The 22655-nt window shown below is 74.2% G+C and carries 22 protein-coding genes and 1 tRNA gene; 16 read left to right on the top strand and 7 right to left on the bottom strand.

Annotated elements, in window-relative coordinates; all coding sequences use genetic code 11:
- The first annotated feature begins 12 nt into the window (after positions 1-12).
- Complete coding sequence (locus tag C7Y72_RS14500; protein WP_107569914.1) at positions 13-1542, top strand: MFS transporter; 1530 nt, start codon at positions 13-15, stop codon at positions 1540-1542.
- A 4-nt stretch (positions 1543-1546) separates the two neighbouring features.
- Here the strand turns inward: C7Y72_RS14500 and C7Y72_RS14495 are convergent, their stop codons facing one another.
- Positions 1547-2335, bottom strand: a complete 789-nt coding sequence (locus C7Y72_RS14495) for a class I SAM-dependent methyltransferase (RefSeq protein ID WP_199223976.1) — start codon at positions 2333-2335, stop codon at positions 1547-1549.
- On the bottom strand, positions 2332-4758 hold the full coding sequence (locus C7Y72_RS14490; protein WP_107569913.1) for a glycosyltransferase: 2427 nt from the start codon (positions 4756-4758) through the stop codon (positions 2332-2334). Before C7Y72_RS14490 ends, C7Y72_RS14495 begins: the two co-directional genes overlap by 4 nt.
- 102 nt (positions 4759-4860) lie before the next feature.
- On the opposite strand from C7Y72_RS14490, the gene C7Y72_RS23390 reads away from it, so the two are divergent.
- Genes C7Y72_RS23390 through C7Y72_RS14420 form a run of 14 tightly spaced genes read left to right on the top strand, consistent with a single transcriptional unit; the run spans position 4861 to position 15674 of the window.
- Positions 4861-5259, top strand: coding sequence for a hypothetical protein (locus tag C7Y72_RS23390; protein WP_158276871.1), 399 nt, complete (start codon positions 4861-4863; stop codon positions 5257-5259).
- Between the two features lie 51 nt (positions 5260-5310).
- Positions 5311-5742, top strand: coding sequence for a tRNA (adenosine(37)-N6)-threonylcarbamoyltransferase complex ATPase subunit type 1 TsaE (gene tsaE / locus C7Y72_RS14480; protein ID WP_107569912.1), 432 nt, complete (start codon positions 5311-5313; stop codon positions 5740-5742).
- Complete coding sequence (tsaB, locus tag C7Y72_RS14475) at positions 5739-6431, top strand: tRNA (adenosine(37)-N6)-threonylcarbamoyltransferase complex dimerization subunit type 1 TsaB (protein ID WP_158276870.1); 693 nt, start codon at positions 5739-5741, stop codon at positions 6429-6431. Before tsaE ends, tsaB begins: the two co-directional genes overlap by 4 nt.
- Positions 6428-6979 carry a ribosomal protein S18-alanine N-acetyltransferase gene (gene rimI / locus C7Y72_RS14470; RefSeq protein ID WP_154732041.1) on the top strand — a complete coding sequence of 184 codons (552 nt, stop codon included), beginning with the start codon at positions 6428-6430 and terminating at the stop codon, positions 6977-6979. The genes tsaB and rimI overlap by 4 nt, the downstream gene beginning before the upstream one ends.
- Positions 6976-7968 (top strand): tRNA (adenosine(37)-N6)-threonylcarbamoyltransferase complex transferase subunit TsaD, encoded by a 993-nt coding sequence (tsaD, locus tag C7Y72_RS14465; protein WP_107569909.1) that lies wholly within the window; start codon positions 6976-6978, stop codon positions 7966-7968. Before rimI ends, tsaD begins: the two co-directional genes overlap by 4 nt.
- The gene (locus tag C7Y72_RS14460) at positions 7965-8210 is read left to right on the top strand and encodes a glutaredoxin family protein (protein WP_107569908.1); all 246 of its coding nucleotides are present in this window, start codon (positions 7965-7967) and stop codon (positions 8208-8210) included. Before tsaD ends, C7Y72_RS14460 begins: the two co-directional genes overlap by 4 nt.
- Positions 8207-8872 (top strand): redox-sensing transcriptional repressor Rex, encoded by a 666-nt coding sequence (locus tag C7Y72_RS14455; RefSeq protein WP_107569907.1) that lies wholly within the window; start codon positions 8207-8209, stop codon positions 8870-8872. The genes C7Y72_RS14460 and C7Y72_RS14455 overlap by 4 nt, the downstream gene beginning before the upstream one ends.
- The gene (locus C7Y72_RS14450) at positions 8869-10035 is read left to right on the top strand and encodes a carboxylate-amine ligase (protein ID WP_107569906.1); all 1167 of its coding nucleotides are present in this window, start codon (positions 8869-8871) and stop codon (positions 10033-10035) included. The genes C7Y72_RS14455 and C7Y72_RS14450 overlap by 4 nt, the downstream gene beginning before the upstream one ends.
- A complete protein-coding gene (locus tag C7Y72_RS14445; protein ID WP_107569905.1) occupies positions 10032-10439 on the top strand; it encodes a hypothetical protein in 408 nt (135 codons plus the stop codon). The genes C7Y72_RS14450 and C7Y72_RS14445 overlap by 4 nt, the downstream gene beginning before the upstream one ends.
- Before the next feature lie 47 nt (positions 10440-10486).
- On the top strand, positions 10487-12397 hold the full coding sequence (locus tag C7Y72_RS14440; RefSeq protein ID WP_107569904.1) for a universal stress protein: 1911 nt from the start codon (positions 10487-10489) through the stop codon (positions 12395-12397).
- Positions 12397-12597 (top strand): hypothetical protein, encoded by a 201-nt coding sequence (locus C7Y72_RS14435; protein ID WP_107569903.1) that lies wholly within the window; start codon positions 12397-12399, stop codon positions 12595-12597. The genes C7Y72_RS14440 and C7Y72_RS14435 overlap by 1 nt, the downstream gene beginning before the upstream one ends.
- The gene (locus C7Y72_RS14430) at positions 12594-14570 is read left to right on the top strand and encodes an amino acid permease (RefSeq protein WP_107569902.1); all 1977 of its coding nucleotides are present in this window, start codon (positions 12594-12596) and stop codon (positions 14568-14570) included. The genes C7Y72_RS14435 and C7Y72_RS14430 overlap by 4 nt, the downstream gene beginning before the upstream one ends.
- Positions 14571-14581: 11 nt before the next feature.
- Entirely contained in the window at positions 14582-15004 is a 423-nt protein-coding gene (locus C7Y72_RS14425) for a potassium channel family protein (RefSeq protein WP_107569901.1), read from the top strand.
- A gap of 4 nt (positions 15005-15008) precedes the next feature.
- The gene (locus C7Y72_RS14420) at positions 15009-15674 is read left to right on the top strand and encodes a potassium channel family protein (RefSeq protein WP_107569900.1); all 666 of its coding nucleotides are present in this window, start codon (positions 15009-15011) and stop codon (positions 15672-15674) included.
- A gap of 23 nt (positions 15675-15697) precedes the next feature.
- On the opposite strand, the gene C7Y72_RS14415 is transcribed toward C7Y72_RS14420, so the two are convergent.
- The 3 genes from C7Y72_RS14415 to C7Y72_RS14405 all read right to left on the bottom strand — a co-directional run bounded on the left by C7Y72_RS14415 (position 15698) and on the right by C7Y72_RS14405 (position 18414).
- Positions 15698-17197, bottom strand: a complete 1500-nt coding sequence (locus C7Y72_RS14415) for a serine hydrolase domain-containing protein (protein ID WP_146175393.1) — start codon at positions 17195-17197, stop codon at positions 15698-15700.
- A 28-nt stretch (positions 17198-17225) separates the two neighbouring features.
- On the bottom strand, positions 17226-18266 hold the full coding sequence (locus tag C7Y72_RS14410; RefSeq protein WP_146175392.1) for a metallophosphoesterase: 1041 nt from the start codon (positions 18264-18266) through the stop codon (positions 17226-17228).
- A gap of 76 nt (positions 18267-18342) precedes the next feature.
- Positions 18343-18414, bottom strand: a tRNA-Gln gene (locus C7Y72_RS14405).
- Positions 18415-18501: 87 nt separating this feature from the next.
- Here C7Y72_RS14405 and C7Y72_RS14400 point away from each other — a divergent pair.
- On the top strand, positions 18502-19077 hold the full coding sequence (locus C7Y72_RS14400; RefSeq protein ID WP_158276869.1) for a helix-turn-helix domain-containing protein: 576 nt from the start codon (positions 18502-18504) through the stop codon (positions 19075-19077).
- Here C7Y72_RS14400 and C7Y72_RS14395 read toward each other — a convergent pair.
- Together C7Y72_RS14395 and C7Y72_RS14390 are read right to left on the bottom strand one after the other, a co-directional pair.
- Entirely contained in the window at positions 19062-20876 is a 1815-nt protein-coding gene (locus C7Y72_RS14395) for an ABC transporter ATP-binding protein (protein ID WP_107569896.1), read from the bottom strand. The genes C7Y72_RS14400 and C7Y72_RS14395 overlap by 16 nt on opposite strands.
- The gene (locus C7Y72_RS14390) at positions 20873-22642 is read right to left on the bottom strand and encodes an ABC transporter ATP-binding protein (protein ID WP_107569895.1); all 1770 of its coding nucleotides are present in this window, start codon (positions 22640-22642) and stop codon (positions 20873-20875) included. Before C7Y72_RS14390 ends, C7Y72_RS14395 begins: the two co-directional genes overlap by 4 nt.
- Between the last annotated feature and the right edge of the window lie 13 nt (positions 22643-22655).

Below are 22655 nucleotides of genomic sequence, written 5' to 3'. Positions count from 1 at the left end.
TTTTCTCAACTCATGCGCACGTCCTCCTCGCCCCGGGCCGTCCTGGCCGTCCTCTGCCTCGCGGTGTTCACGATCAACCTCGCGACCACGATCACGAACATCGCGCTCCCGACCCTCGTCGCCGAGCTCGACGCCTCCACCCGCGACCTCCTCTGGATCGTCGACGGCTACAACCTCGCCTTCGCCGCGCTCGTCCTCGCGATGGGCTCGCTCAGCGACCGCTTCGGGCGGCGTGGCGCGCTCGTCGCCGGCCTCGCCGTCTACCTCGCCGCGAACCTCGCGAGCGCCTGGGCCGGCTCGCCCGACGTGCTCGTCGCCTTCCGCGTCGTCGCCGGCATCGGCGCCGCGATGGTCTTCCCGACGACGCTGTCGATCATCTCCAACGTCTTCCCCGACCGGCGCGAGCGGGCCCAGGCGATCGGCCTCTGGGGCGCCTCGACCGGCATCTCGATCGCGCTCGGCCCGATCGTCGGCGGCGCGCTGCTGGAGCAGTTCTGGTGGGGCTCCACGTTCGTCCTCTGCGCCGGGCTGGCCGCCGTGACGATCGTGCTCGCGCTCGCGCTCGTGCCCACGAGCGCCGACCCGACGACCCCGCGGCTGGACCTCGTCGGCCTGACCCTCAGCACCGCCGGCCTCGGCGCGCTCGTCTACACGATCATCGAGGCGCCCGAGCGTGGCTGGGGCTCCGGCACGTCGCTCACCGGCTTCGCCGTCGCGGTCGCGATCCTCGCCACGTTCACCTGGTGGGAGCGGCGCACCGACGACCCCATGCTCGACGTGCGGCTGTTCGCGAACCTCCGCTTCACCGCCGCCTCGGGTGCCGTCACGTTCGCGTTCTTCGCGCTCTTCGGGTTCATCTTCCTCGTCACCCAGTACTTCCAGTTCATCCTCCAGTACGGGGTCCTCGAGGCCGGCCTGCGGCAGATTCCCGTCGCGCTCGCGGTCGCGGTCACCTCGGTCGTCGGCACCGCGCTCGCCGTCCGTCTGGGGGCCAAGGCGGTCGTCACGACCGGGCTGCTGCTGCTCGCCGGCGGCTACGTCTGGATCTCCACGGTCCAGAGCGACACCGGCTACCTCGCGATCGCGCTGCAGATGGTCATGGTCGGGGCCGGCATGGGCCTGACCTCGGCGCCGGCCACCGAGGCGATCATGGGGGTCGTCCCGGCCGCCAAGGCGGGGATCGGCTCCGCCGTCAACGACGCGACCCGCGAGCTCGGCGGGACGCTCGGCGTCGCGGTCATCGGCAGCGTCGCGCTCTCGTTCTACCGCGACGCGCTCGCCTCCTCGGGCCTGCCCGACGGGATCGTCTCGACCGCGCAGGAGTCGCTCGGCGCAGCCGGCGCGGTCGCGCGCGCGACCGGGGACGCGACCGTGCTGGCCGTCGCCCAGGACGGCTTCCTCGACGGCCTGCAGGCGGGCTGCCTCGTCGCCGCCGGGGTCGCGGTCGTCGGTGCGGTGCTCGTCGCCCGCTACCTGCCCGCCCACCCGGGGCAGGAGGACCAGCAGGAGCCGGCGACGCCCACCGTGCCCGCGGCCGCCTGAGCGGTCAGTACGGCCACGGCCCGTCGGCGGGGCCGTGGCCGAGCAGCCGGGCCAGCGGGCGCAGCCGCGCGAGCAGCACCGCCTTGAGCAGCACGTTGCGCGCGAACCACGGCAGCTGTCCGAGCACCCGGGCGGCGTCGGCCGCCCGCGCGGCCCACGAGGGCGGTCCGCCCGCGGTGCGCACCCAGCGTGCCAGCGAGCCGTCGCGACCCGCGTAGGACCAGGCGGGGTCGGGCAGCAGCCGCCGCAGCGTCGCGAGCGTCACCCCGACCGAGGAGAACGTGTCGTGGACCAGCAGCGTGCCGCCCGGCGCGACGCGCGCGCCCCAGTCGGTGAGGTCCGCGAGCGCGGGGCCGTAGCGGTGCGCGCCGTCCACGTAGAGGAGCTCGACCGGCCCGGGGACCGCGGCGAACGCGGCGGGCGCGTCGGAGAACGCGCGGACGTGCTCCACGCGGTCCGCGACCCCGGCCGCCGCGAGGTTCGCGGCGAACGCGGCGGTGTCCGCGTCGCCGAGCTCCGCGTCGGGCGCGAACTCCTGTGGGCCGCGGTCGGAGCCCGCGTGCGGGTCGATGCACACGATCCGGGTCCCGGCGGGCGCCGCGAGCGCGAGCACGATCGCGGAGCGCCCGCGGAACGAGCCGATCTCGACGATCGTCGCCCCGGGCGCCAGCGCGCGGGCGCACGCGTGCAGCCGCCGGCCCTGGGCGTCGGTCATCCAGCCGTCGACCTCGGCGACGGCGGCGAGCGCCGCGTCCGCGTCGCGCAGCGCGCCCGTGTCGTCCGTGTCGCTCACGTCGCGACCGGGGTCCGGGGACCGCCGCGCGGCACGATCCGCAGCCCCAGCGCGAGCACGCCCGCGGCGGCGAGCACCTGGACGCCGAGCACGATCGACGCGAACGTCACGATCCCGAAGTCCCCGGTGAAGAGCACGAGGACCTCGGCGACCGCGACGACCGCGAGGACCCACAGGAACCGCGTGGCGCGCAGCGCGAGCATGTACTGCACGGTCAGGTACGCGACGGCCAGGAGCGTCATGGCGACGCCGAGCAGCAGCAGCGCGTCGGCGCCGTCGGCGCCGTCCGGGCCGAACGCGAGCGTCAGCAGCAGCTCGGGCACGAGCGCGAAGATCAGCAGCGCCGGGGCCGCGACGGCCACGAGCACGGTCAGCGACCGCACGAGCACGGGCCGCGGGTCCTCGCCCGCGGCGTGGCGGCGTGTCGCGTCGGGCAGCAGCTGCAGGCCGACCCCGATCGCCACCCACACGACGCTCTTGGCCGCCACCGCGGCGATCGCGTAGGCGCCCGCCCGGTCGGCGTCGAGCTCGTGCCGGGCGATGATCACGTCGACGTTCTGCAGCACCGCGAGCAGCAGCAGGCCGAAGATCGGCACCCAGCCGCCCGAGACCAGCCGCCCGAGCGTGCGGATCGCCTGCGCGTCCGGCACCGCCGGGGTCGCGGCGGCCCGGTCGTCGGAGAGGCGCCGCTCGATCGCCAGCCACAGCGCGCCGACCGTGATCGCGATCGTCAGCGGGGTGCCGAGGAACGCTCCGGCGACCCCGGCGCCGAGCAGCACGAGCAGGACGCCCGTGACGAGCCGTCCGACCGCCTCGAGCACGAGGCTGCGCGCGACGGGCCCATACGCGTGCAGGCCCTGCAGCACGCCGCGCTGGAGCGACAGCAGCATCCACAGCGCACCGGTCGCGGGGATGGCGGCGACCGCCCACGGGTGCTCCGGCGTGCCGGTCAGCGTCGCGAGCGGCTCGCGGACGAGCACCCCGACCAGCGCGAGGACCGCGGTGGCCAGCAGCAGCCGTCCGGTCCAGGCGCGCAGCGTGGTGCGCAGCAGCTGGCGGTCGCCGAGCGCGCCGAGCGCGGTCTCGCGGGCGGCGGCCGCCTGCACCGACTGGCCGCCGACGAGCAGGATCAGGAACACGCCGATGATCGCGGCGAGTGCGCCGTACCCGTCGGTGCCCAGCAGGCGCGTCACCACGATCGTGAACAGCAGCTGGATCGCGTTGTTGGCGAGCGTCGCACCGGCGAGCCCGGCCGCCGCACCGGTCCCGGAGCGGGCGAGCGCGTCGCGCAGCCGCGGGCGCGGCGCGGTGGTGGCGGCCTCGAGCACGGTGAGGTTCTCGGCGGCGGTCGCGTCCCACGTGAACGTCGCGGCGCGCTCGCGCGCGGCGTCCCCCTGGGCGCGGCGCCGGGCCGGGTCGGCGACGAGGTCGCGCACGGCGGCGGCGAGCTCCTGCGGCGTGTCGGCCAGGACGCCGGTCTCGCCGTCGACGATCGACTCGGGCAGCCCGCCGACGCGCAGCGCCGCGCTCGGGGTCCCGCACGACGCCGCCTCCATGACCGTCAGGCACCAGCCCTCGGCGCTGGAGGCGGTGAGGTTCACCCAGGCCCGCCCGTAGAGCTCCCACTTGCGCTCCTCGTCGACGTGCCCGTGCAGCGTCACGCGGTCGGTCAGGCCGCGGGCCGCGATCTCCGCCTCGAGCGCCTCGCGGTGGTCACCCTCGCCGGCGAGGTCCAGTCGCGCCGCGGGGATCGCCTCGAGGACGTCGAGGACGTGCTCGATCCGCTTGTAGGCCTTCAGCCGGCCGAGGTACAGGAGCGTCGGCTGCGCCGCGTCGACCGACGGCGGGTCGGGCGGGGCGTCGACCCCGAGGTGCGCGACGTGGACCTGCTCGCCGGGCACGCCGAGCGCGACGAGGTCGTCGCGGGCGGACCGTGAGATCGTCAGGAACGGGGACGGCCGGTAGAGCGTGCGCAGCGGCAGCGCCTCGAGCAGCAGCGCCGCGACCCGGCCGCGGCGCCCGAGCTCCGCGACGTAGTGGTCGGCGTGCACGTGGTGCACGAGCGTCACGCGCGGCATCCGCAGCCACCACCACAGCGGCGTGAAGAACGCGATCCCGTTGACGACCTCCAGGCACACGTCGGCGTCCGCACCGACCCCGCGCAGGGTCCGCCACGCCGCGCCGGGAAAGACCGTCAGGCGGCTGCCGATGCGGTGGATCTCCAGCCGCTCGTGGGGCCGCTCGACCGCGGCGCCGCCCGGGAACGCGCCAGCGATCACGGTGACCCGGTGGCCCCAGGCGATCCAGCGCGACACCTGCCCGAAGAGGTTCGTGCCGGTCCCGCCGCCCTGCGGGTGCGCCCAGTCCCGGTCCGTCAGGAGCAGGATGTGGCGGGGGGTGGTGTCGGGGGGTGCCGTCGGCACCGCGCGACGGTAGCGCAGAGCCCGGGTGCCCCGTCCCACGTGTCTGCAGGACGGCGTCCGGGAAGGAGGAAGACCGACCCCGTCCCTAGAATGCCCTGCTGCGTGCGTCCGATGCGACCCCTCACCCTGCTCCTGTGCCTGCTGTGCCTGCTGACCGCCCCGGCGGTCGCGCTGGGCCAGAGCGCGGGCGACGAGCAGTACCAGGATCCGTTCGGCGAGACCACCGGGCAGACCCAGGGCGGTGGCACGACGACGCAGGCGCCGGATCCCGAGCCCCAGGCCGATCCGGGCTCGACGCTCACCGACGAGCCCCAGATCACGCCCGACATCACCGCGCCGCCCGCGGTGGGCGACCTGCAGGACGTGCCGCAGGACACGGCCAACCGCCCGCAGCGCCTGGCGGACACCGGGATCGACGCCCGCCTGTTCCTCGCCCTCGGGGTCGCGCTGCTGCTCGCCGGGATCGGCCTGCGGCTGCGCACGATCCCCGAGCGGTTCTGACCCGCCCGGCTCGGGACGGCGGGACCCTCGTCGGCGTAGCCTGTGCCCGGCATGTCGTCGCGCACCGTCCGCACCTCCGGCGCCGAGGAGACCGAGGCGCTCGCCGCCGAGCTCGCACGTGACCTGCGGCCGGGTGACGTCGTGCTCCTGCGCGGCGAGATGGGCGCGGGGAAGACGACGTTCGTCCGCGGGGCGGCCCGCGCCCTCGGGGCGACCGGCCCGGTGACGAGCCCGACGTTCACGATCGGCCGCCGCTACGACGACGCGACCCCGCCGGTCGCGCACCTCGACCTGCACCGGCTGGTGTCGCTGCAGGACGAGGACCCGGCGCTGCTGGACGACTACGTGACCCCGGCGACGGTCGCCTTCGTCGAGTGGCCGGAGCTCGCCGCCGACGCGCTCGACGGGGTCCGCTACGCGGTGACGCTCGAGCACGTCACGCCGACCGAGCGCGACGTGACGATCCGGTCGGTGGCGCCGTGAGCGTGCTGCTGGCCTTCGACACCGCGACGCCGGACACGGTCGTCGGCCTGCGCACCGCCGACGGCGCGACGCTCGGGCGTCGCCACCGGCCCGCGGACGGCGAGCGGCCGGGACACGTCACGCAGCTGCTGCCGCTGCTCACCGAGCTGCTGGACGAGGCGGGGGTCGGCTGGGACGCGGTCGCCCGGATCGGGGTCGGCGTCGGGCCCGGCACGTTCACCGGCCTGCGGATCGGGGTCGCGAGCGCGCGCTCGCTGGCGGCCGCCGGCGGCGCCGAGCTCGTCGGCGTCCCCACCCTGGCCGCGCTCGCCGCCGCGGCCCCGGCCGGCCGGGTCGTCGCCGCGCTCGACGCGCGCCGCCGCGAGATCTTCGCCGCCGCCTGGGACGACGCGACCGCCGCCGCCGCGGGCGCCGCCCCGTCGCTGCCGCCGGTCGCCGTGCCGCCCGCGGAGCTCGGCGGGCTGGTCGCGCTCGCGGGCGTCCGCGTCGTCGGGGACGGCGCCGTGCGCTACCGCGAGGCGCTGACCGCCGCCGGCGCCCTCGTCGCCCCCGACGACGACGCGCAGCACGCGGTCGACCCGGCCCGCCTGTGCGACCTCGCGGCCCGGGCGACCCCGGGCGCGGACGTGCTGCCCGCCTACGTGCGCCGCCCGGACGCCGTGCCGACGGCGCTGCGGGGTGGCCGGTGAGCACCGGCGCGGAGAGCACGCGCTTCCGCATCCAGCGGCTGCGCTACCAGGACCTGCCGCAGGTCATCGCGATCGAGCGGCGGGCGTTCCCGGCCCCGTGGTCGCTGGCGATGTTCGTGCTCGAGCTGAGCAAGACCGCGGGCGTGTGCCTGGGCGCGTGGCGCAGCGAGGAGGCCCTGGCGGGCTACTGCATCTGCAGCCGCTACGACACGATCTGGCACATCATGAACATCTCGGTCGACCCGGTCCTGCACCGCCGCGGGGTCGCGACGGCGATGCTCGACGACCTGTTCACGCGGCTCCCGGACCCCGAGGCGCAGTTCACGCTCGAGGTGCGGCAGAGCAACCTGCCCGCGATCGCGCTGTACGAGCGCTACGGCTTCCTCATCGCCGGCGTGCGCAAGCGCTACTACCAGGACAACGGGGAGGACGCCTACATCATGTGGCGCACCGCCGCGACGCTCGAGGGCCGCCTCGACGACGTCCCCAACGCCGGGCCGGTGCAGCCGACCCCGGGCACCGTGCCGCCCCCGGGGGGCCGCCGGTGATCCTCGCGATCGAGACGAGCTGCGACGACACCTGCGCCGCGGTCGTGACCGCCGACGGCGAGGTCCGCAGCAACGTGATCTCCTCGCAGGGCATCCACGACGCGTACGGCGGCGTCGTCCCCGAGATCGCCTCGCGCCACCACCTCGAGCGCTGCACGGCGGTCGTCGACGACGCGCTGCGCCGCGCCGGCGTGACGCTCGACGGGATCGAGCGGATCGCCGTCACCCAGGGGCCGGGGCTCGTCGGCGCGCTGCTCGTCGGCCTCTGCCACGCCAAGGCGCTCGCCGCCGTCCGCGGCCTGCCGCTGACCCCGGTCGACCACCTGCAGGGCCACGTGGCGGCGAACTTCCTGCGCATCGGGGACCGCGAGCCGTTCGCGCCGCCGTTCCTGTGCCTGATCGCCAGCGGCGGCCACACGTTCCTCGCGCACGTCGCCGACCATGACGGCTTCACCGTGCTCGGCCGCACGCTCGACGACGCCGCGGGGGAGGCGTTCGACAAGGGCGCCCGCCTGCTCGGCCTGCCGTTCCCGGGCGGCCCGCACCTCCAGCGCGCCGCGCAGGACGGCGACCCCGGCGCGTTCGCGTTCCCGACGGCGGCGAAGGTCGCGGGGCTGGACCTGTCGTTCAGCGGCCTGAAGACCGCGCTGCTGTACGCGGTGCGCGACCTGGGGGAGGAGGAGGCGCGCCGCCGCCACGCCGACCTCGCCGCCAGCTACCAGCACGCGATCGTCGAGACGCTCGCCGTCCGCGTCGAGCGGGCGCTGCGCGAGACCGGCGCGACCCGGCTGGCGATCGGCGGCGGCGTCGCCGCCAACGGCCCGCTGCGCGAGCGGCTGTCGGCGCTCGGGGTGGCGGTGAACGTCCCGCCGGTGGAGCTGTGCACCGACAACGCGGCGATGATCGCCGCCGCGGCGCTGCACCGGCCCGGCCTGCCGGTCGGCGCGCACCTCGCGCTCGACGCCTACCCGACGGGCACGCTGGCGTGATCACCGTCCACGTCCGCGAGGGCTGCCACCTGTGCGACGACGCGCTGGCGCTGCTGCGCCCCCTAGCCGCCGAGCACGGCGAGCCGCTGGAGGTCGTCGACATCGAGGCCGACGACGACCTGCACCGCCGCTACCTCGAGCGCATCCCGGTGATCTGCCTCGACGGCGAGGAGCTCTACGACTTCTTCGTCGACGAGGCGGACCTCCGCGGCAGGCTCCGTCATAGACTGGAGGGTCGATGAGCACGACGGAACCCACGGATGCGGCCACGCCGGACGGGATGACCCCCGAGCGCCTCACCCTCGGGGTGGCGGCGCGTCTCTCGCGCTACCTGCAGGTCCTCACGCAGGCGAAGAAGATGGGCAAGGAGACCATCTCCTCGCAGGAGCTGTCCGACTACACGCACGTCAACTCGACGCAGATCCGCCGCGACCTCAGCGGCTTCGGCAAGTTCGGCAAGCGCGGCGTCGGCTACAACGTCGAGTCGCTGGTCTCCCAGATCCGGGGCATCCTGCGCACCGCCGGCCAGCACAACATCGCGCTGTTCGGCGCCGGGCACCTCGGCCGCGCGATCGCCTCCTCGGACATCTTCGCCGACCACGGCTTCCGCGTCGTGGCGATCTTCGACGCCGACCCGTCGAAGGTCGGCATGGAGGTCGGCCCGCAGCGCGTGCGCCACGTCGACGAGCTGCGCGCCGTCGTGGAGGACGAGGACGTCGTCGTCGGCGTCCTCGCGGTGCCGCCCGCCGCCGCCCAGGCGCTCGCCGACGACCTCGTCGAGGCGGGCGTCAAGATCATCTTCAACTACTCCGAGACGCTGCTGCAGGTCCCGCCGGAGGTGACCGTCCACACCTCCAGCCCCGCGGTCGATCTCCTCTACGCGCTGTACTTCTACCTCACGTGATCGACGTCGCCGCCGCCTACGAGGCGTACGCCACCTCGGTCGACCGCACGGTCGGCATCGAGGAGGAGTTCGCCATCCTGGACCCCACGAGCCTCGACCTGGCCCCGCGCTACGAGGAGCTCCTCGCCGCCTGCCAGGACGACGCGCCGCTGGCCGCGTCGGTCAGCGGCGAGCTGATCTCCAGCGAGATCGAGATCCGCTCGGGGCGTGGGGAGGACGTCCACGACGCGCTCGCGCGCCAGCGCGACGCGCGCCGGCGCCTGTTCGCCCTCGCGGGCCGCCACGACGCGCTGCTGGCCGCCCAGGGCACGCACCCGTGGGCGGACTACCGCGAGCAGCCGAACATCGACACCGAGCACTACCGCCGGGTCGTCGACGGCCTCCAGTACGTCGCCCGGCGCAACAACACGTTCTCGCTGCACGTGCACGTCGGCGTCCACGGCGCCGACCGCGCCATCCGCGTCTGCGACCGGCTGCGGGGCGTGCTCCCCACGCTGCTGGCGATCAGCGCCAACTCGCCGTTCCTCGACGCGCGCGACTCGGGCCTGCACTCGGCGCGCACCCAGGCGTTCACGAAGACGTTCCCGCGCTGCGGGATCCCGGACGCGTACGGCTCCTGGCAGGCGTACGCGGACTACATCGACCTGCTCGTGCGGACGAGCTCGATCGTCGAGTACACGCAGATCTGGTGGTCCGTGCGCCCGCACTTCAGCTTCGGCACCGTCGAGGTCCGCATCTGCGACGCGCAGGCGGACGCCGCCGAGGCGGACGCGCTGACCGAGCTCGTCGTCGCCTGCGTGGCCCAGGCCGCCCGCGACGAGGACGAGGGCCGGCCCGCCGCCGGGGGCCCCGACCTCCCGGCCCGGCTCGTCGAGGAGAACATGTGGCGGGCGATCCGCTTCGGCATGGACGGCCGGCTGCTGGACCTCGACCGGCTCGTCGAGGAGCCCGCGGGCGCCGCCCGCGACCGGCTGTGGGAGTGGACCGCCCCGGTCCGCGCCGAGATCGGCCTCACCGACCTGAAGCTCCCCGCGCGCAACGGCGCGCAGCGCCAGCGCGCCCTGCTGGCGCAGGGGGCCACGATGGAGGAGGCCTTCCGCGCCTCCGTGCAGGAGACGCAGGACACCTACGCCAACACGCCCCAGGAGGCACCGTCCGCATGAGCACCCCACCCGACATGCCGCTCGGCCCGGACGGCGAGCCCGTCTCCGAGGAGGAGCTGCGCGCCGCCTACGAGGCCCAGCTCAAGCAGCTGCGCGTCGAGGACGTCGTCGTCCAGACCCTCGTGTCGCTGATCAACCTCGCCGGCCGCAAGGCCGGCCTGGCGCCCGGCACCGAGGACGAGCGCGACCCCGAGCAGCTGCGCATGGCCATCGACGGCTCGCGGGCGCTGCTCGCGCTCGTCGAGGACCAGCTGGGCCCGGACGCGGCGTCGCTGAAGGACGCGCTGTCGCAGCTGCAGATGGCCTACGTGCAGATGGGCGGCACCGCCCCGGAGGCCACGCCGGACGCCGGCGGTGGCGCGGGCCAGGCCCCGCCGAGCCGCCTCTGGGTCCCCGGCCAGTAGGGCCGTACGGCACGCGCCCGCGGGAGGCGTAGACTCCCGCGGCGCACATGGCAGAACGCCGCCTCCACGGACTCCAGAGGGTCCTCGGCACGAACGCCCTCTTCTCGACCGCCTACGGCAACGTGGGCTCGTCGATCTACTACGCGCTCGGGCTCGTCGCCAGCTACGCGCTCGGCCTCACGCCGGTGGTGTTCATCATCACCGGCTTCATCTTCTACCTGACGGCCGCCACGTACGCCGAGGCCACGGCGATGTACCCGGAGGCGGGCGGCTCCTCGAGCTTCGCGCGGCGCGCGTTCAACGAGTTCGTCTCGTTCTTCGCCGCCTGGGCGCAGATGCTCAACTACGTCATCACGATCGCCATCTCGGCGTTCTTCGTGCCGCACTACCTCGGGTCGCTGTTCTGGGAGCCGCTGAAGACCGCGCCGGGGGACATCGTCTTCGCGATCGGCGTGATCCTGCTGCTGTGCTTCGTGAACATCCGCGGGGCGGAGGAGTCCGCGGGCGTCAACATCGGCCTGGCGGTCGTGGACTTCGCGACGCAGCTGCTGCTCGTCGTCGTCGGGCTGTTCCTCGTGTTCAGCCCGTCGACGCTCGTCGACAACGTCTCGTTCGGCGTCGCGCCGGAGTGGAAGGACTTCCTCGTGGCGATCCCGGTCGGGATGATCGCCTACACGGGCATCGAGACGATCTCGAACATGGCCGAGGAGGCCAAGGACGAGGCGACGACGATCCCCGCGGCGATCAAGCGGGTCGTGATCGCCGTCTTCGCGATCTACGCGCTGCTGCCCGCGGTCGCGCTGAGCGCGCTGCCGGTCTACCAGCAGCCCGACGGCGAGTACGTCACGAAGCTCGGGCTCTCCGAGGAGGAGGGCGGCTTCGCGGGCGACCCGATACTCGGCGTCGTCAAGCAGATCGACCTCGGCATCTTCCAGGGCGCGGGCGAGCTGTACGTCGGCATCCTCGCGGCGACGATCCTGTTCATCGCCGCCAACGCGGGCATCATCGGCGTCAGCCGGCTCGTGTACTCGATGGGCCTGCACCGGCAGATGCCGGACCGGATGCGCCAGCTGCACCCGCGGTTCGGCACGCCGTGGATCGGGATCCTCGTCTTCGGCGGCATCGCCTGCCTGATGCTGCTGCCCGGCCAGGCGGACTTCCTCGGCAACATGTACGCGTTCGGGGCGATGCTGTCGTTCACGATCGCGCACATCGCGGTCGTGCGCCTGCGGCTCACCCAGCCCGATGTGGAGCGGCCCTACCGGGGGCCCGGCAACGTGACGATCCGCGGGCGCGCCTACCCGCTGTTCGCGCTCGTCGGCGGGCTCGGCACCGGCCTGGCGTTCCTGACCGTGGCGCTGCTGCACCTCGACGTCGCGGTCGCGGGCGTCGGCTGGCTGGCGCTCGGGATCGTCGTGTACATCGTCTACCGGCGCCGCCAGGGACTCGACCTCGTGACGACGACGAAGGTCGCGGTGCCCAAGCCCGTCGTCGACCACGAGGCGGAGTACGAGAGCGTGCTGGTCGCGCTGGAGTGGCGCAGCTACTCGCCGGGCGCGATCGCGATGGCGCAGAAGGTCGCGGCCCGCCGCCGGCGCGGCATCCACGTCGTCGTCACGATCACGGTGCCCACGAGCGAGCCGATCGACGCCGAGCTGCCCGACCACGAGCTCGCTGCCTGGGCGATCATCGAGCAGGCCAAGCTCCAGGCGGGCCGGCGCGTCAGCGGCCACGTCGAGCGCGTCCGCGCCGGGCAGGCGGGCCGCCGGATCGTCGAGGCCGCGAAGGAGATGCGCGCCGCCGCGATCGTCATGCCGCTGCCGCCCCGAGGCGTCGCCGGCGGCACCGTGTTCGGCAAGACGCTCGAGACCGTCCTGGGCGAGCGCCCGTGCCGCGTGATCATCCAGTCCGACCCCGGCACCCCGACCCCGCGAACCGCGCCTGTGGGACAGGCCTGATGCCCGAGCCGCGCGACGTCCACCACGCCGCCACGAGCGTCATGAGCGCCGTCATGGTCGTGCTCGGCGTCGCCATGCTCGTGTCGACGCTCGCCCGGGGCGGCGGCCCGCTGGCCCTCGGGACGATCCTCGGCGTCATGTTCGTGGCGGTGGGCGCGGGCCGCATCTTCATCGCCCGATCGGGGAGCCAGGACCGATGAGCGACGAGCAGACCCCCCAGCGGCTCGAGGTCGCCGACACGATCATGAAGCGCGGGCTCGGCTCGCCCGCGATCTTCGTGGTCCTCTACACGTCGCTGGCCTCGGCGATCTACTTCTCGCTCGGGGTCGTCGCCGACCACGCGCTCGGCCTCACCCCGGTCGTCTTCCTCGTCGCCGCGCTGCTGTTCGCGCTCGCCGCGATGACGTACGTCGAGGGCGCCTCGCTGCACCAGGACAAGGCCGGCTCGACCGTGTTCGCGCGGTACGCGTTCAACGAGCTCGTGAGTTTCGTGGCGGGCTGGGCGATCCTCCTGGACTACGTGATCCTCATCGCGGTCACGGCGTTCACCGCGACGAACTACGCGGCGGCGTTCTACGCGCCGCTGGGCCGCGGCGGCACCGAGATCGTCCTGGCCTTCGCGATCATCGCCTACGTCGCGTTCCGCAACATCCGGGGCTTCACCGCCAAGCGGGTGTCGCGGCTGTCGCTGCTCGTGGTCGCCGACCTCGTGCTGCAGGCGCTGATCATCGTCGTCGGCCTCGTCACCGTCTTCGACGCCGACCTGCTGCTCGACCCGATCCAGCTCGGCACGAGCCCGGGGTGGGAGGACACGCTGTTCGCCCTGGGCGTCGCCACCGTCGTGTTCACGGGCCTGGAGTCCGCGTCGGGCCTGGCCGGCGAGGTCGGCGCCGGCCGCCGGCAGCTCAAGCGGCTGCTGCTCAGCGCGTCCGGGTCGATCCTCTTCCTGTACGTCGGCATCGCCCTCGTGGCGCTCACCGCGCTGCCGGTGGTGGACGGGCGCACCGCGCTCGGCGACACGTTCGTCGAGGCGCCGATGCTCGGGGTCGTCGCGGCGCTCGACCAGGCGTGGCTGTCCGACGGCCTGAAGTACGTGCTCGCCGCCGCGGCGACCGTCACGCTGATCGCCGCGGCCAACAGCGCGATGCTCGGCCTCTCGCGGCTCGCCTACAACCTCTCGACCAACCGCCAGATCCCGGCGCGGATCGGCCGGCTGCACCCGACCCGCTCGACCCCCTACGTGGCGATCACGCTCGGCGCGGTCCTCGCCGCCGTGCTCGTGCTGCCCCAGGACCTCGACGTGCTCGTCGGCATCTACGCCTTCGGCGCCCTGCTCGGCCTGACGATCGCGCACGTGTCGATCGTCGCCCTGCGCGTGCGCGAACCCGACCTGCGCCGCCCGTACGCCGTCCCGCTGAACGTGACGGTGCGCGGCGCGTCGCTGCCGGTGCCGGCGATCGTCGGTGCGGTCCTGTCGTTCGCCGCCTGGGTCAGCGTCCTGCTGTTCCACTCGGGCGCCCGTTGGGTCGGCCTGGGCTGGATGCTCACCGGGCTCGTCCTCTACGTCGCCTACCGGCGCGCGGAGGGCAAGCCGATCTTCAAGCGCGTGCTCGTCCCCGCGTCGGCGCTGCGGCACGTGGACGCGCCGTCGGTCGAGTACGGCTCGATCCTCGTGCCGATCTTCGGCACCCCGCTGGACGACGACATCGTGCAGACCGCGGGCCGGCTGGCCGGCAACTGGCACGACGACTTCGACAGCGAGGAGGGCGCGACGATCGAGGCGCTGTGGGTCTTCGAGATCCCGATGGCGCTGCCGCTCGACGCGCGGCTGCCCGACCACCAGCTCGAGACCGCGCGCGCCGCGCTGCGCCGCGCGAAGGCGGTGGGGGAGGAGTACGAGGGCGTCGAGGTCGCCACCGCGACGATCCGCGCGCGGCGCGCCGGCACGGCGATCGTCGACGAGGCCCGGCGGCGCGGCGTCGAGGCGATCGTCCTCGCCGCGGAGGAGCCGACCCGCATCCGCGGCGGCGCGCTGCTGGGCGGCCGCGGCGGCCCGCGCGACAACTTCGTCGGCGAGGTCACCAAGCAGGTGCTGGCCAAGGCGCACTGCCAGGTCATCCTCACCGCGCCCCCCGCCGACGACCCCCTCATGGACCCGTCCCCCGACCGATAGTCTCCTCGCCCATGTTCGTCCTCATCGTCGGAGCCGGACGCGTCGGCTCCGCGGTCGCGCGCTCGATGCTCGCGTCCGGCCACCAGGTCTCGGTCCTCGACGAGGACCCGCTGTCCCACGAGCGCCTCGACGCGGGACTCGACACGACGTGGGAGGAGGCCGGCGGCCGCTTCACCGTCGGGCACGGCATCGAGATCGAGGCGCTGGTGGAGGCGGGGATCGAGCAGGCCGACGTGTTCATCGCCTCCACCAACGGCGACAACACGAACCTGCTGATCTCCCAGATCGCCCAGAAGAAGTTCCAGGTCCGCAGCGTCATCGCGCGCGTCATGGACCCCGCCCGCGCCGACTGGTACCAGGAGCAGGGGCTGCGCACGATCTCCCCGACGAAGGTGGCCATCGAGATGTTCGAGCAGGCGCTGAGCGAGGTCTGACGGCGTGTACGTGATCATCGCCGGAGCCGGCAAGGTCGGCTGGAACCTCGCCCGCGAGCTGATCGGCAAGGGCCACGAGGTCACCCTCCTGGACAACCGCCGCGACCGCTACCTCACGATCGAGCAGGAGCTCGAGCACGCCGTCCAGTACGGGGACGCCACCGAGCTGTGGGTGCTCGAGCGCGCGGGCATCCAGCGCGCCGAGCTCGTCATCGCCGTCACCGGCGACGACGAGGACAACATGCTGATCTGCCAGGTCGCGAAGGAGAAGTACCTCTGCGACCGCGTCATCGCGCGCGTCAACAACCCGCGCAACCGGCAGTGGTTCGAGCTCCTGGGCGTCAGCCCGGTCGTCAGCGCGACCGACCTGATCCTGCGCCTGATCGAGCACGAGGTCCCGTCCTACGGCCTCGTCCACCTGCTTGACCTGCGCGACGAGAAGCTCGAGATCATCGAGATCGAGGTCGAGGTGGGCTCGCCCGCCGACGGGCAGGCCGTCAGCGACATCAGCATCCCCGAGGGCGCGCTGATCATCTCCGTGCTGCGCGGCGGCGACGGCTTCGTGCCGAAGGCCGATACGGTCATCGAAGGCGGCGACGAGGTCCTCCTCGTGCTCGACCCGGGCCTCGAGGAGCGCATCACGCAGGTCTTCACCACGCCGCCCGCCTGAGCGCGGCGGCGCGGCGCCCTCCCTCAGCGGGTGAGGCGCGCGGGCACCGCGACGCGGACGCCGTCCGCGTCGTCCAGGGCGGTCACGCGGAAGGTCACGTCCAGCGGCCCGGCCGGCCGCCGGCGCAGCCGCAGCAGCACCTCGCGGTGCTCGCCGCGGGGCACGGACCAGGCGCGGGGCCGGGCACGCGCGCCGTCGAGCGCGACCGTGCCGCTGCAGGGCACGCCGCCGATCGCCGGGCAGCTGATCCGCACGGAGACCAGGCGCGACCGCCCGACCGTGGTGCGGACCGGCTCGACCCGCGGCACGCGCGTGCGGCGCGGCCCGGGCCCGGGCGGTGACGGCGGCCCGGCCGTCGCGGCGGCCGCGTCGTCGCGCCAGTCCGTGTCGGTCGACGGCGGCAGCCGGTCCGCGCCCGGGGTGCGCATGACGGGCGTGTCGCGGACGGCGGCGATCAGCCGCTCGAGGACCCCGCGCTCCCAGGCGCGCGGGTCGCTGCCCGACCGCGCGTCACCCCCGGTGGCCCCGTAGCGGACGACGACGAGTCCGAGCGCGGGGAACACGACCACGCGCTGGTCGAAGCGCCCGCGCCACGACCACAGGTCCGCGGGGAGACCGGGGAGCAGCCGCCCGTCGTCGCCGGCGCAGCCCGGGGCGGCGTTCACCCAGGTCATGAACCCGTGGCAGCGGCTGGCCTGCGGCGAGAGCATCTCGGCCACGTCGTCGGCGGGCAGCAGCTGCCGGTCGCCCCAGCGGCCGCCGAGCCGCGCGAGCTCGGCGAGCCGCGCCAGGTCGTCGGCGGTCAGCCGCAGGCCGAAGCTGCCGCGCGTCTGGCCGCGCCGGTCGCGCAGCCAGCTGAACCGCGCGATGCCGACGGGGCCGAACAGCTCGCGCGCCGCGTAGCGCTGCAGGTCCTCGCCGGCCGCGCGCTCGAGCACGGCGACGAGCAGGTCGCGCGCCGCGGGCGCGTCCCCGAAGGCGGCGCCGGCCAGGCGGGTCACCGGCGTCGCGAGGGCCTGCAGGAGCACGTTCTCGCGGAACGCGTTGTCCGGGGTCGGGCGGATGCCCGAGGTCCGCTGCAGGAGGTCGCGGACGGTGATCGCGCCGTGCGCGGCGTCCGCCTCGGACAGGAGCGCCCCGACGCGGTCGTCGAGGTCGAGCAGGCCCTGCGCGCGCTGGCGCAGCGCCACGAGCGCCAGGACCGACGACGTGATCTCCCAGCTCTCGTGCTGCGTGACCGTGCTGCCCAGCACGGTGTCCTGGGCGACGAGGCAGCCGTGGCGGTAGATCCGCACGGCGAACGAGCGACGGTCCTGGTAGGCGTGCAGCGCGAGGTCCAGGTCGCCCTGGTCGAGTCCGGCCTGCGCGGGGGACGCCGTCGGCCAGGTCGGGCCGGGCGGGCCGCAGGTCCGTGCCGCCTGCGCGGCCGCCGGGCCCGCGAGCGTGACCAGGCAGGCCGCGACCGCGGCGCCGAGGGCTCCTCTCCCGTAGCGCATCGCGGGCAGCATGCCGGAAACCGGCATGCCGGGCAAACCATCTGTCGCGGATGCGCTACGGCAGCAGCTGTGCGGGCTCGAGGTCGTCGAGCAGCGTGACCGTCCGAGCGCGCCCGCGCGCGTCGATGCGCACAGCGCCGCCGGGCCAGTACGGATGCCCCGGCTTCGCTCCGGCGAGCAGCATCGGCTCGTAGACCCAGCAGCCGGTGTTGAGCAGTCGGGGTCCGCCGGCCAGCGGCGTCCACTCGGCACGGTCGTCGTCCGGCAGCGGGCCGGCGCGGTGCAGGTGCCCGAAGACGATCGTGCGCGCGTCCACGCCCAGCCGTCCGGCCGCGGTGGCCATCGCGGGCAGCCCGGCGCGGCGGAACTGCTGGCCGAGCAGCCCGGCGCTGAACGGCGCGAGGATCGGCGCGGGCAGGGCGGCGTCCAGCGCGGGAGCCGCCGCCATGCCGGCGGTGCGGGCGGCCGCCGCGGCCCGGTCGATCGCCGCGCTGACCCCGCGCGGGAGCGTCGAGCCGAGCGCGAGCTGCACCGCGGCGAACGACGCCCCGGGGCCGCGCTCGTAGTCCTCGACGCGCTGGTCGGCCTCCTGCGGATAGGGCGGACGGCTGCCGGGTTCCGGGCGCGGCGCCATGAGCTCCCGGTCCACGTAGTGCCCGTGGTGGGCGAGCACGCCGTCGGCGAGCCACACCGCCGGGTAGTGGACCTGCGGCCGGGCGGGGCGCAGGGCGCGCACGAGCGCCGACAGGGCGGGGGAGGAGGACCCCGGGATCTCCGCGGTCAGCTCGAGCGGGCGCTCGTGCCGCGCCTGGTCGCGTACCCAGCGGCGCACGAGGCGGTGGTCGTGGTTGCCGGGCACGACGAGCAGCTCGCGGTCGCGGCCGACCGCGTTGCCGATCGCCTCCAGGACCGGCTGCGCCTCCTCCATCGCCTGGCGTGGGCGCCCCTCGAGCATCTCGACGACGTCGCCCAGCAGCACGAGCCGGTCGACCCGCTCGATCTGCGCGAGGAGGATCTCCAGCACCGCGGGACGGCGCAGCACGTCGCGCTGCAGGCGCGAGCCCAGGTGGAGATCGGAGATGACGAGCGTGCTCACGGTGACGGCCGCCGAGCGGCTCCCACACAGTGTGCCGCAACGAGAAACGCGCCCCGGGAAGGGGGCGCGTCGGAGGCTGCCGGACTAGGACTCGAACCTAGAATAACGCGTCCAGAGCGCGTCGTGTTGCCGATTACACCATCCGGCAGAGATGGTTCGCGCGGCTGCGCGGAGACCCAGTATAGGAAACGCGCGGGAACGAGGACGTCCGCCCGCCATGCGAACATGTGTTCCCATGGCGCAGCCGAAGCGAGCACCCGGAGCGACCCGTGCGGCGGTCGCCGCACTGCTGCAGGAGGGGCACTCGCTCGCCGAGATCGCCCGGCGCCTCGGCGTCAGCAAGCCGACCGCGTCGTACCATGCGCGCGCGCTCGGGGTCCCGATCGACGCCCGGGCCAACCGGCGCTACGACTGGGCGGTGGTCCAGGCGTTCTACGACGCCGGCAACTCGATCTCGGCGTGCCAGGCGCAGTTCGGCATGGCGCGGGCGACGTTCGGCGCGGCGGTGCGCCGTGGGCAGGTCGTCACCCGCCCGCAGGCGATGCCGCTCGAGCAGCTGCTCGCCCGCCCGCGCAACCGCCAGCACGTCAAGCAGCGGCTCATCCAGGCCGGCCTGAAGGACGATGCCTGCGAGCAGTGCGGGATCGCGCGCTGGCGCGGCGCGCCGCTGGCCATCGAGCTGCACCACCGCAACGGCGATCCGGCGGACAACCGGCTCGAGAACCTGCAGCTGCTGTGCCCCAACTGCCACAGCCAGACGGACACGTTCGCGGGGCGGCGGCGACCGCCCGGCGCTCAGGCGGCGGCCTGACGGGCCCAGTCCCGGTACAGGTCCGCGTAGGCGCCCTGCGCCGCGACGAGCTCGTCGTGGGTGCCCTGCTCGACGATCCGGCCGCCGTCGAGGACGACGATGCGGTCGGCCTGGCGGATCGTCGAGAGCCGGTGGGCGATGACGATCGCGGTCCGCCCGTGCAGCAGGCGGCGCAGGCCCTCCTCGAGCCGGGTCTCGGTGTGGAGGTCGACGTTCGCGGTCGCCTCGTCGAGGATGAGGATGCGCGGGTCGGCGACGAGCGCGCGCGCGAACGCGACGAGCTGGCGCTGCCCGGCGCTGAGCTGCACGCCGCGCTCGCCGACCTCGGTGTCGAGCCCGGCGGGCAGGCGGGCGACGACGTCCGCGGCACCGGCGGCGCGCGCGGCGGCCTCGACCTCCTCGCGGGTCGCGTCGGGGCGGCCGAAGGCGATGTTGTCGGCGACGGTGCCGCTGAACAGGAAGCCCTCCTGCGGCACGATGCCCATCTGCGAGCGCAGCGAACGGGCCCGCACGTCGCGCAGGTCGAGCCCGTCGATCGTGACCGCCCCGGTGGTCGGGTCGTGGAACCGCGACACGAGCTTCGCGAACGTCGACTTGCCCGCCCCGGTCGCCCCGACCAGCGCGACGGTCTGCCCGGCCGGGATCCGCAGGTCGACATCGCGCAGCGCGTACCGGATCTCCCCGTCCTCGGCGGAGCGGTACGCGAACGACACCCCCTCGAAGGCGATCTCGCCGCGCAGCGGTCGCGGCAGGTCGACGGCGTCGGGCTTGTCGGTCATCTCCGGGTCGACGTCGAGCAGCTCGAAGATCTTGTCGAGCGCCGCCATGCCGGCCTGGTAGGTCGTGTACACCTGGGAGAGCTGGCCGATCGGGTCGAAGAACCCGTTCATCGCGGCGATGAAGCCGACGAGGACGCCGATCGTCAGCTCGTCGTCGAGGACCTGGTTGCCGCCGTAGAGGAGGATGCCGACGGTCGCGACGGCGCTGACGAACTCGACCGCCGGGAAGTACGCGGCGTTCAGGTAGACGGTCTTCATGTTCGCGTCGCGGTTCTCGGTGTTGAGGACCGCGAAGTCGCGGCGCTGCCGGTCCTCCTGCGCGAACGAGCGGACCACGCGGATGCCGGAGAGCGACTCCTGCAGCGAGCCGGTGATCGCCCCGATCGTCTCGCGGGTGCGCGCGTACGCGTCGGCGCTGGCGATGCGGAACGCGAACGACCCGAACGCCAGGACGGGGAAGACGAGGAACGTCAGCAGGGCGAGCTCGACGTCGAAGGTCAGCAGGATCACGATCGACCCGATGAGCGTGAGGGACGCGCTGAAGAGCGTCACGACGCTCTCGGTCACGAGCTGGTTGAGCGCCTCGACGTCGTTGGTCATCCGGGAGATGACGGTGCCGGCGGGCCGCCGCTCGTAGAACGCGACGGGCTGGGTCTGCAGGTGGCGGAACATCGACAGGCGCAGGTCCTGCAGGGCGCGCTGGCCGACCCAGCCGGTGAGGTACGTCTGCAGGAACGTCGCGCCCCAGACGACGAGGGCGCTGGCGACGAAGACGACCACGACGAGCGTCAGCGTGCCGGTGTCCTTGGCGAGGATCCCGTCGTCGATCGCCTTCTGGGCCAGCGGTGCGGGCGCGAGCGCGGCCGCCGTGCCGAGCAGCAGCGCGACGAACATGCCCGCGAGGCGCAGCCGGTAGGGGCGCAGCAGCACGAGCAGGCCGCGGAGCTTGCGGCCGCGCCCGGAGGTGCGGGCGAGCCGGCGGCGCACGTCGTCGCGGCGGGTGGGCGTCGGCGTGCTCACAGCCCGGCGGTCTCCGGCTCGCGCGGCTTGCGGGTGAGGAACACCTGGTCGGGCAGGCCCTTCTCGACGATCTCCCGGTAGAGCGGGCTGCGGTCGAGCAGCTGGTCGTGGTCGCCCTGCGCGACGACCCGGCCCTCCTGCAGCACGACGATCTCGTCGGCGAGCGCGATCGTGGAGAGCCGGTGGGCGATGACGAACGTCGTGCGGCCTGCCATCACCTCGCCCAGCGCGTCCTTGATCGCCTGCTCGGTGGTGGCGTCCACGGCGCTGGTGGCGTCGTCGAGGACGAGGATGCGCGGATCGGCGACGAACGCGCGGGCGATCGCGAGCCGCTGGCGCTGCCCGCCGCTGAGCGACAGGCCGCGCTCGCCGACGCGCGTGTCGTACCCGTCGGGGAGGCGGCTGATGAAGTCGTGGGCCTGCGCGCGCCGGGCGGCCTGCTCGATCTCGGCGTCGGTCGCGTCGGGGCGCCCATAGGCGATGTTCTCGCGCACGCTGGTGGAGAACAGGAACGGGTCGTCGGTGACGAACGCGATCGCGCGCCGCAGCGCCGACGGGTCGACGGTGCGCACGTCGGCGCCGTCGACGAGGACGCGTCCCTCGGTGGGGTCGTAGAGGCGGGAGAGCAGCTGCACGAGCGTCGTCTTGCCCGAGCCGGTCCCTCCGACGACGGCGATCGTGCGGCCGCCCGCGACGTCGAGCGTGACGTCGTCCAAGGCGGGCTCGGTGGCGCCCGTGTAGCGCAGCCCGACCCGCTCGAAGCGCACGTGCCCGGGGCCGTCGGGGAGCGGCACGGGGTGCTCGGGCGGCGTGATCGCCGGGAGCGTGTCGAGGATCTGGAACAGGCGGGCGCCGGCGGCGGTCGCGCGCTGGGCCATCCCGAGCAGCACGCCGAGCATCCGCATCGGCGCGAGCAGCATCAGCAGGTACGTGTAGAAGGCGGTGAACTCGCCGGTCGTGAGGTCGCCGTCGATCACGCGCCGGCCGCCGACGAGCAGGATCGCGGCGAGCCCGAGCTGCGGCAGGAAGCCGATCAGCGGGTTGTAGAACGCCTGCAGGCGCGTGGAGACCATGGACTGGTCGAACACCCGCCCGACGCTGCGCACGAACTGCTCGTACTGGCGCTCCTCGCGCGCGAACGCCTTCACGACGCGGACGCCGCCGACGTTCTCCTGCACGTCGGCGGTGAGCTCGGCGATGCGCTGCTGGACCTCCTGCAGCGCCGGCCGGGCGCGCAGCCCGTAGCGGATGGCGGCCCAGACGACGAACGGGACGGGGGCGAGCGAGACGGCGGCGAGCGTCGGGTCGATGAGCGCCATCGCCCCGGCGGCGAGCAGCAGCGTCAGGCCGGACTGGATGATGAAGACGAGCCCGTAGCCGAGGAAGAAGCGGACGGCCTGCAGGTCGACGGTGGCGCGCGACATCAGCTGCCCGGTCTGCTGGCGGTCGAAGAACGCGAGCTCGAGCGACAGCAGGTGCGTGTAGAGCCGGTCGCGCAGGTCGAGCTCGACGCCCAGCGACACGCGCCCGGCGACGAGCCGCCGGAAGATCATCAGGACGAACCGGGTGAGGCCCGCGACGCCGACGAGCACGCCGAGCAGGACGAGGTCGTCCTGGTCGTCGCGCTGGAGCGCGTCGACCGCCCGACCGGTCAGGTAGGGGATCGCGATCGTCATCACCATGGCGGCGAGCGCGAGCACCCCGGACCAGACGACACCGCGTCGGTAGGGGGCGAGGAACTGCAGGAGGCGACGGAACGTGTGCATGACCCGACCTCCC

Source organism: Paraconexibacter algicola, assembly GCF_003044185.1.
GTDB classification, from domain to species: domain Bacteria; phylum Actinomycetota; class Thermoleophilia; order Solirubrobacterales; family Solirubrobacteraceae; genus Paraconexibacter; species Paraconexibacter algicola.
The sequence above is the reverse complement of the archived record's forward strand: the minus strand, read 5'-3'. Positions and strand labels throughout refer to the sequence as shown.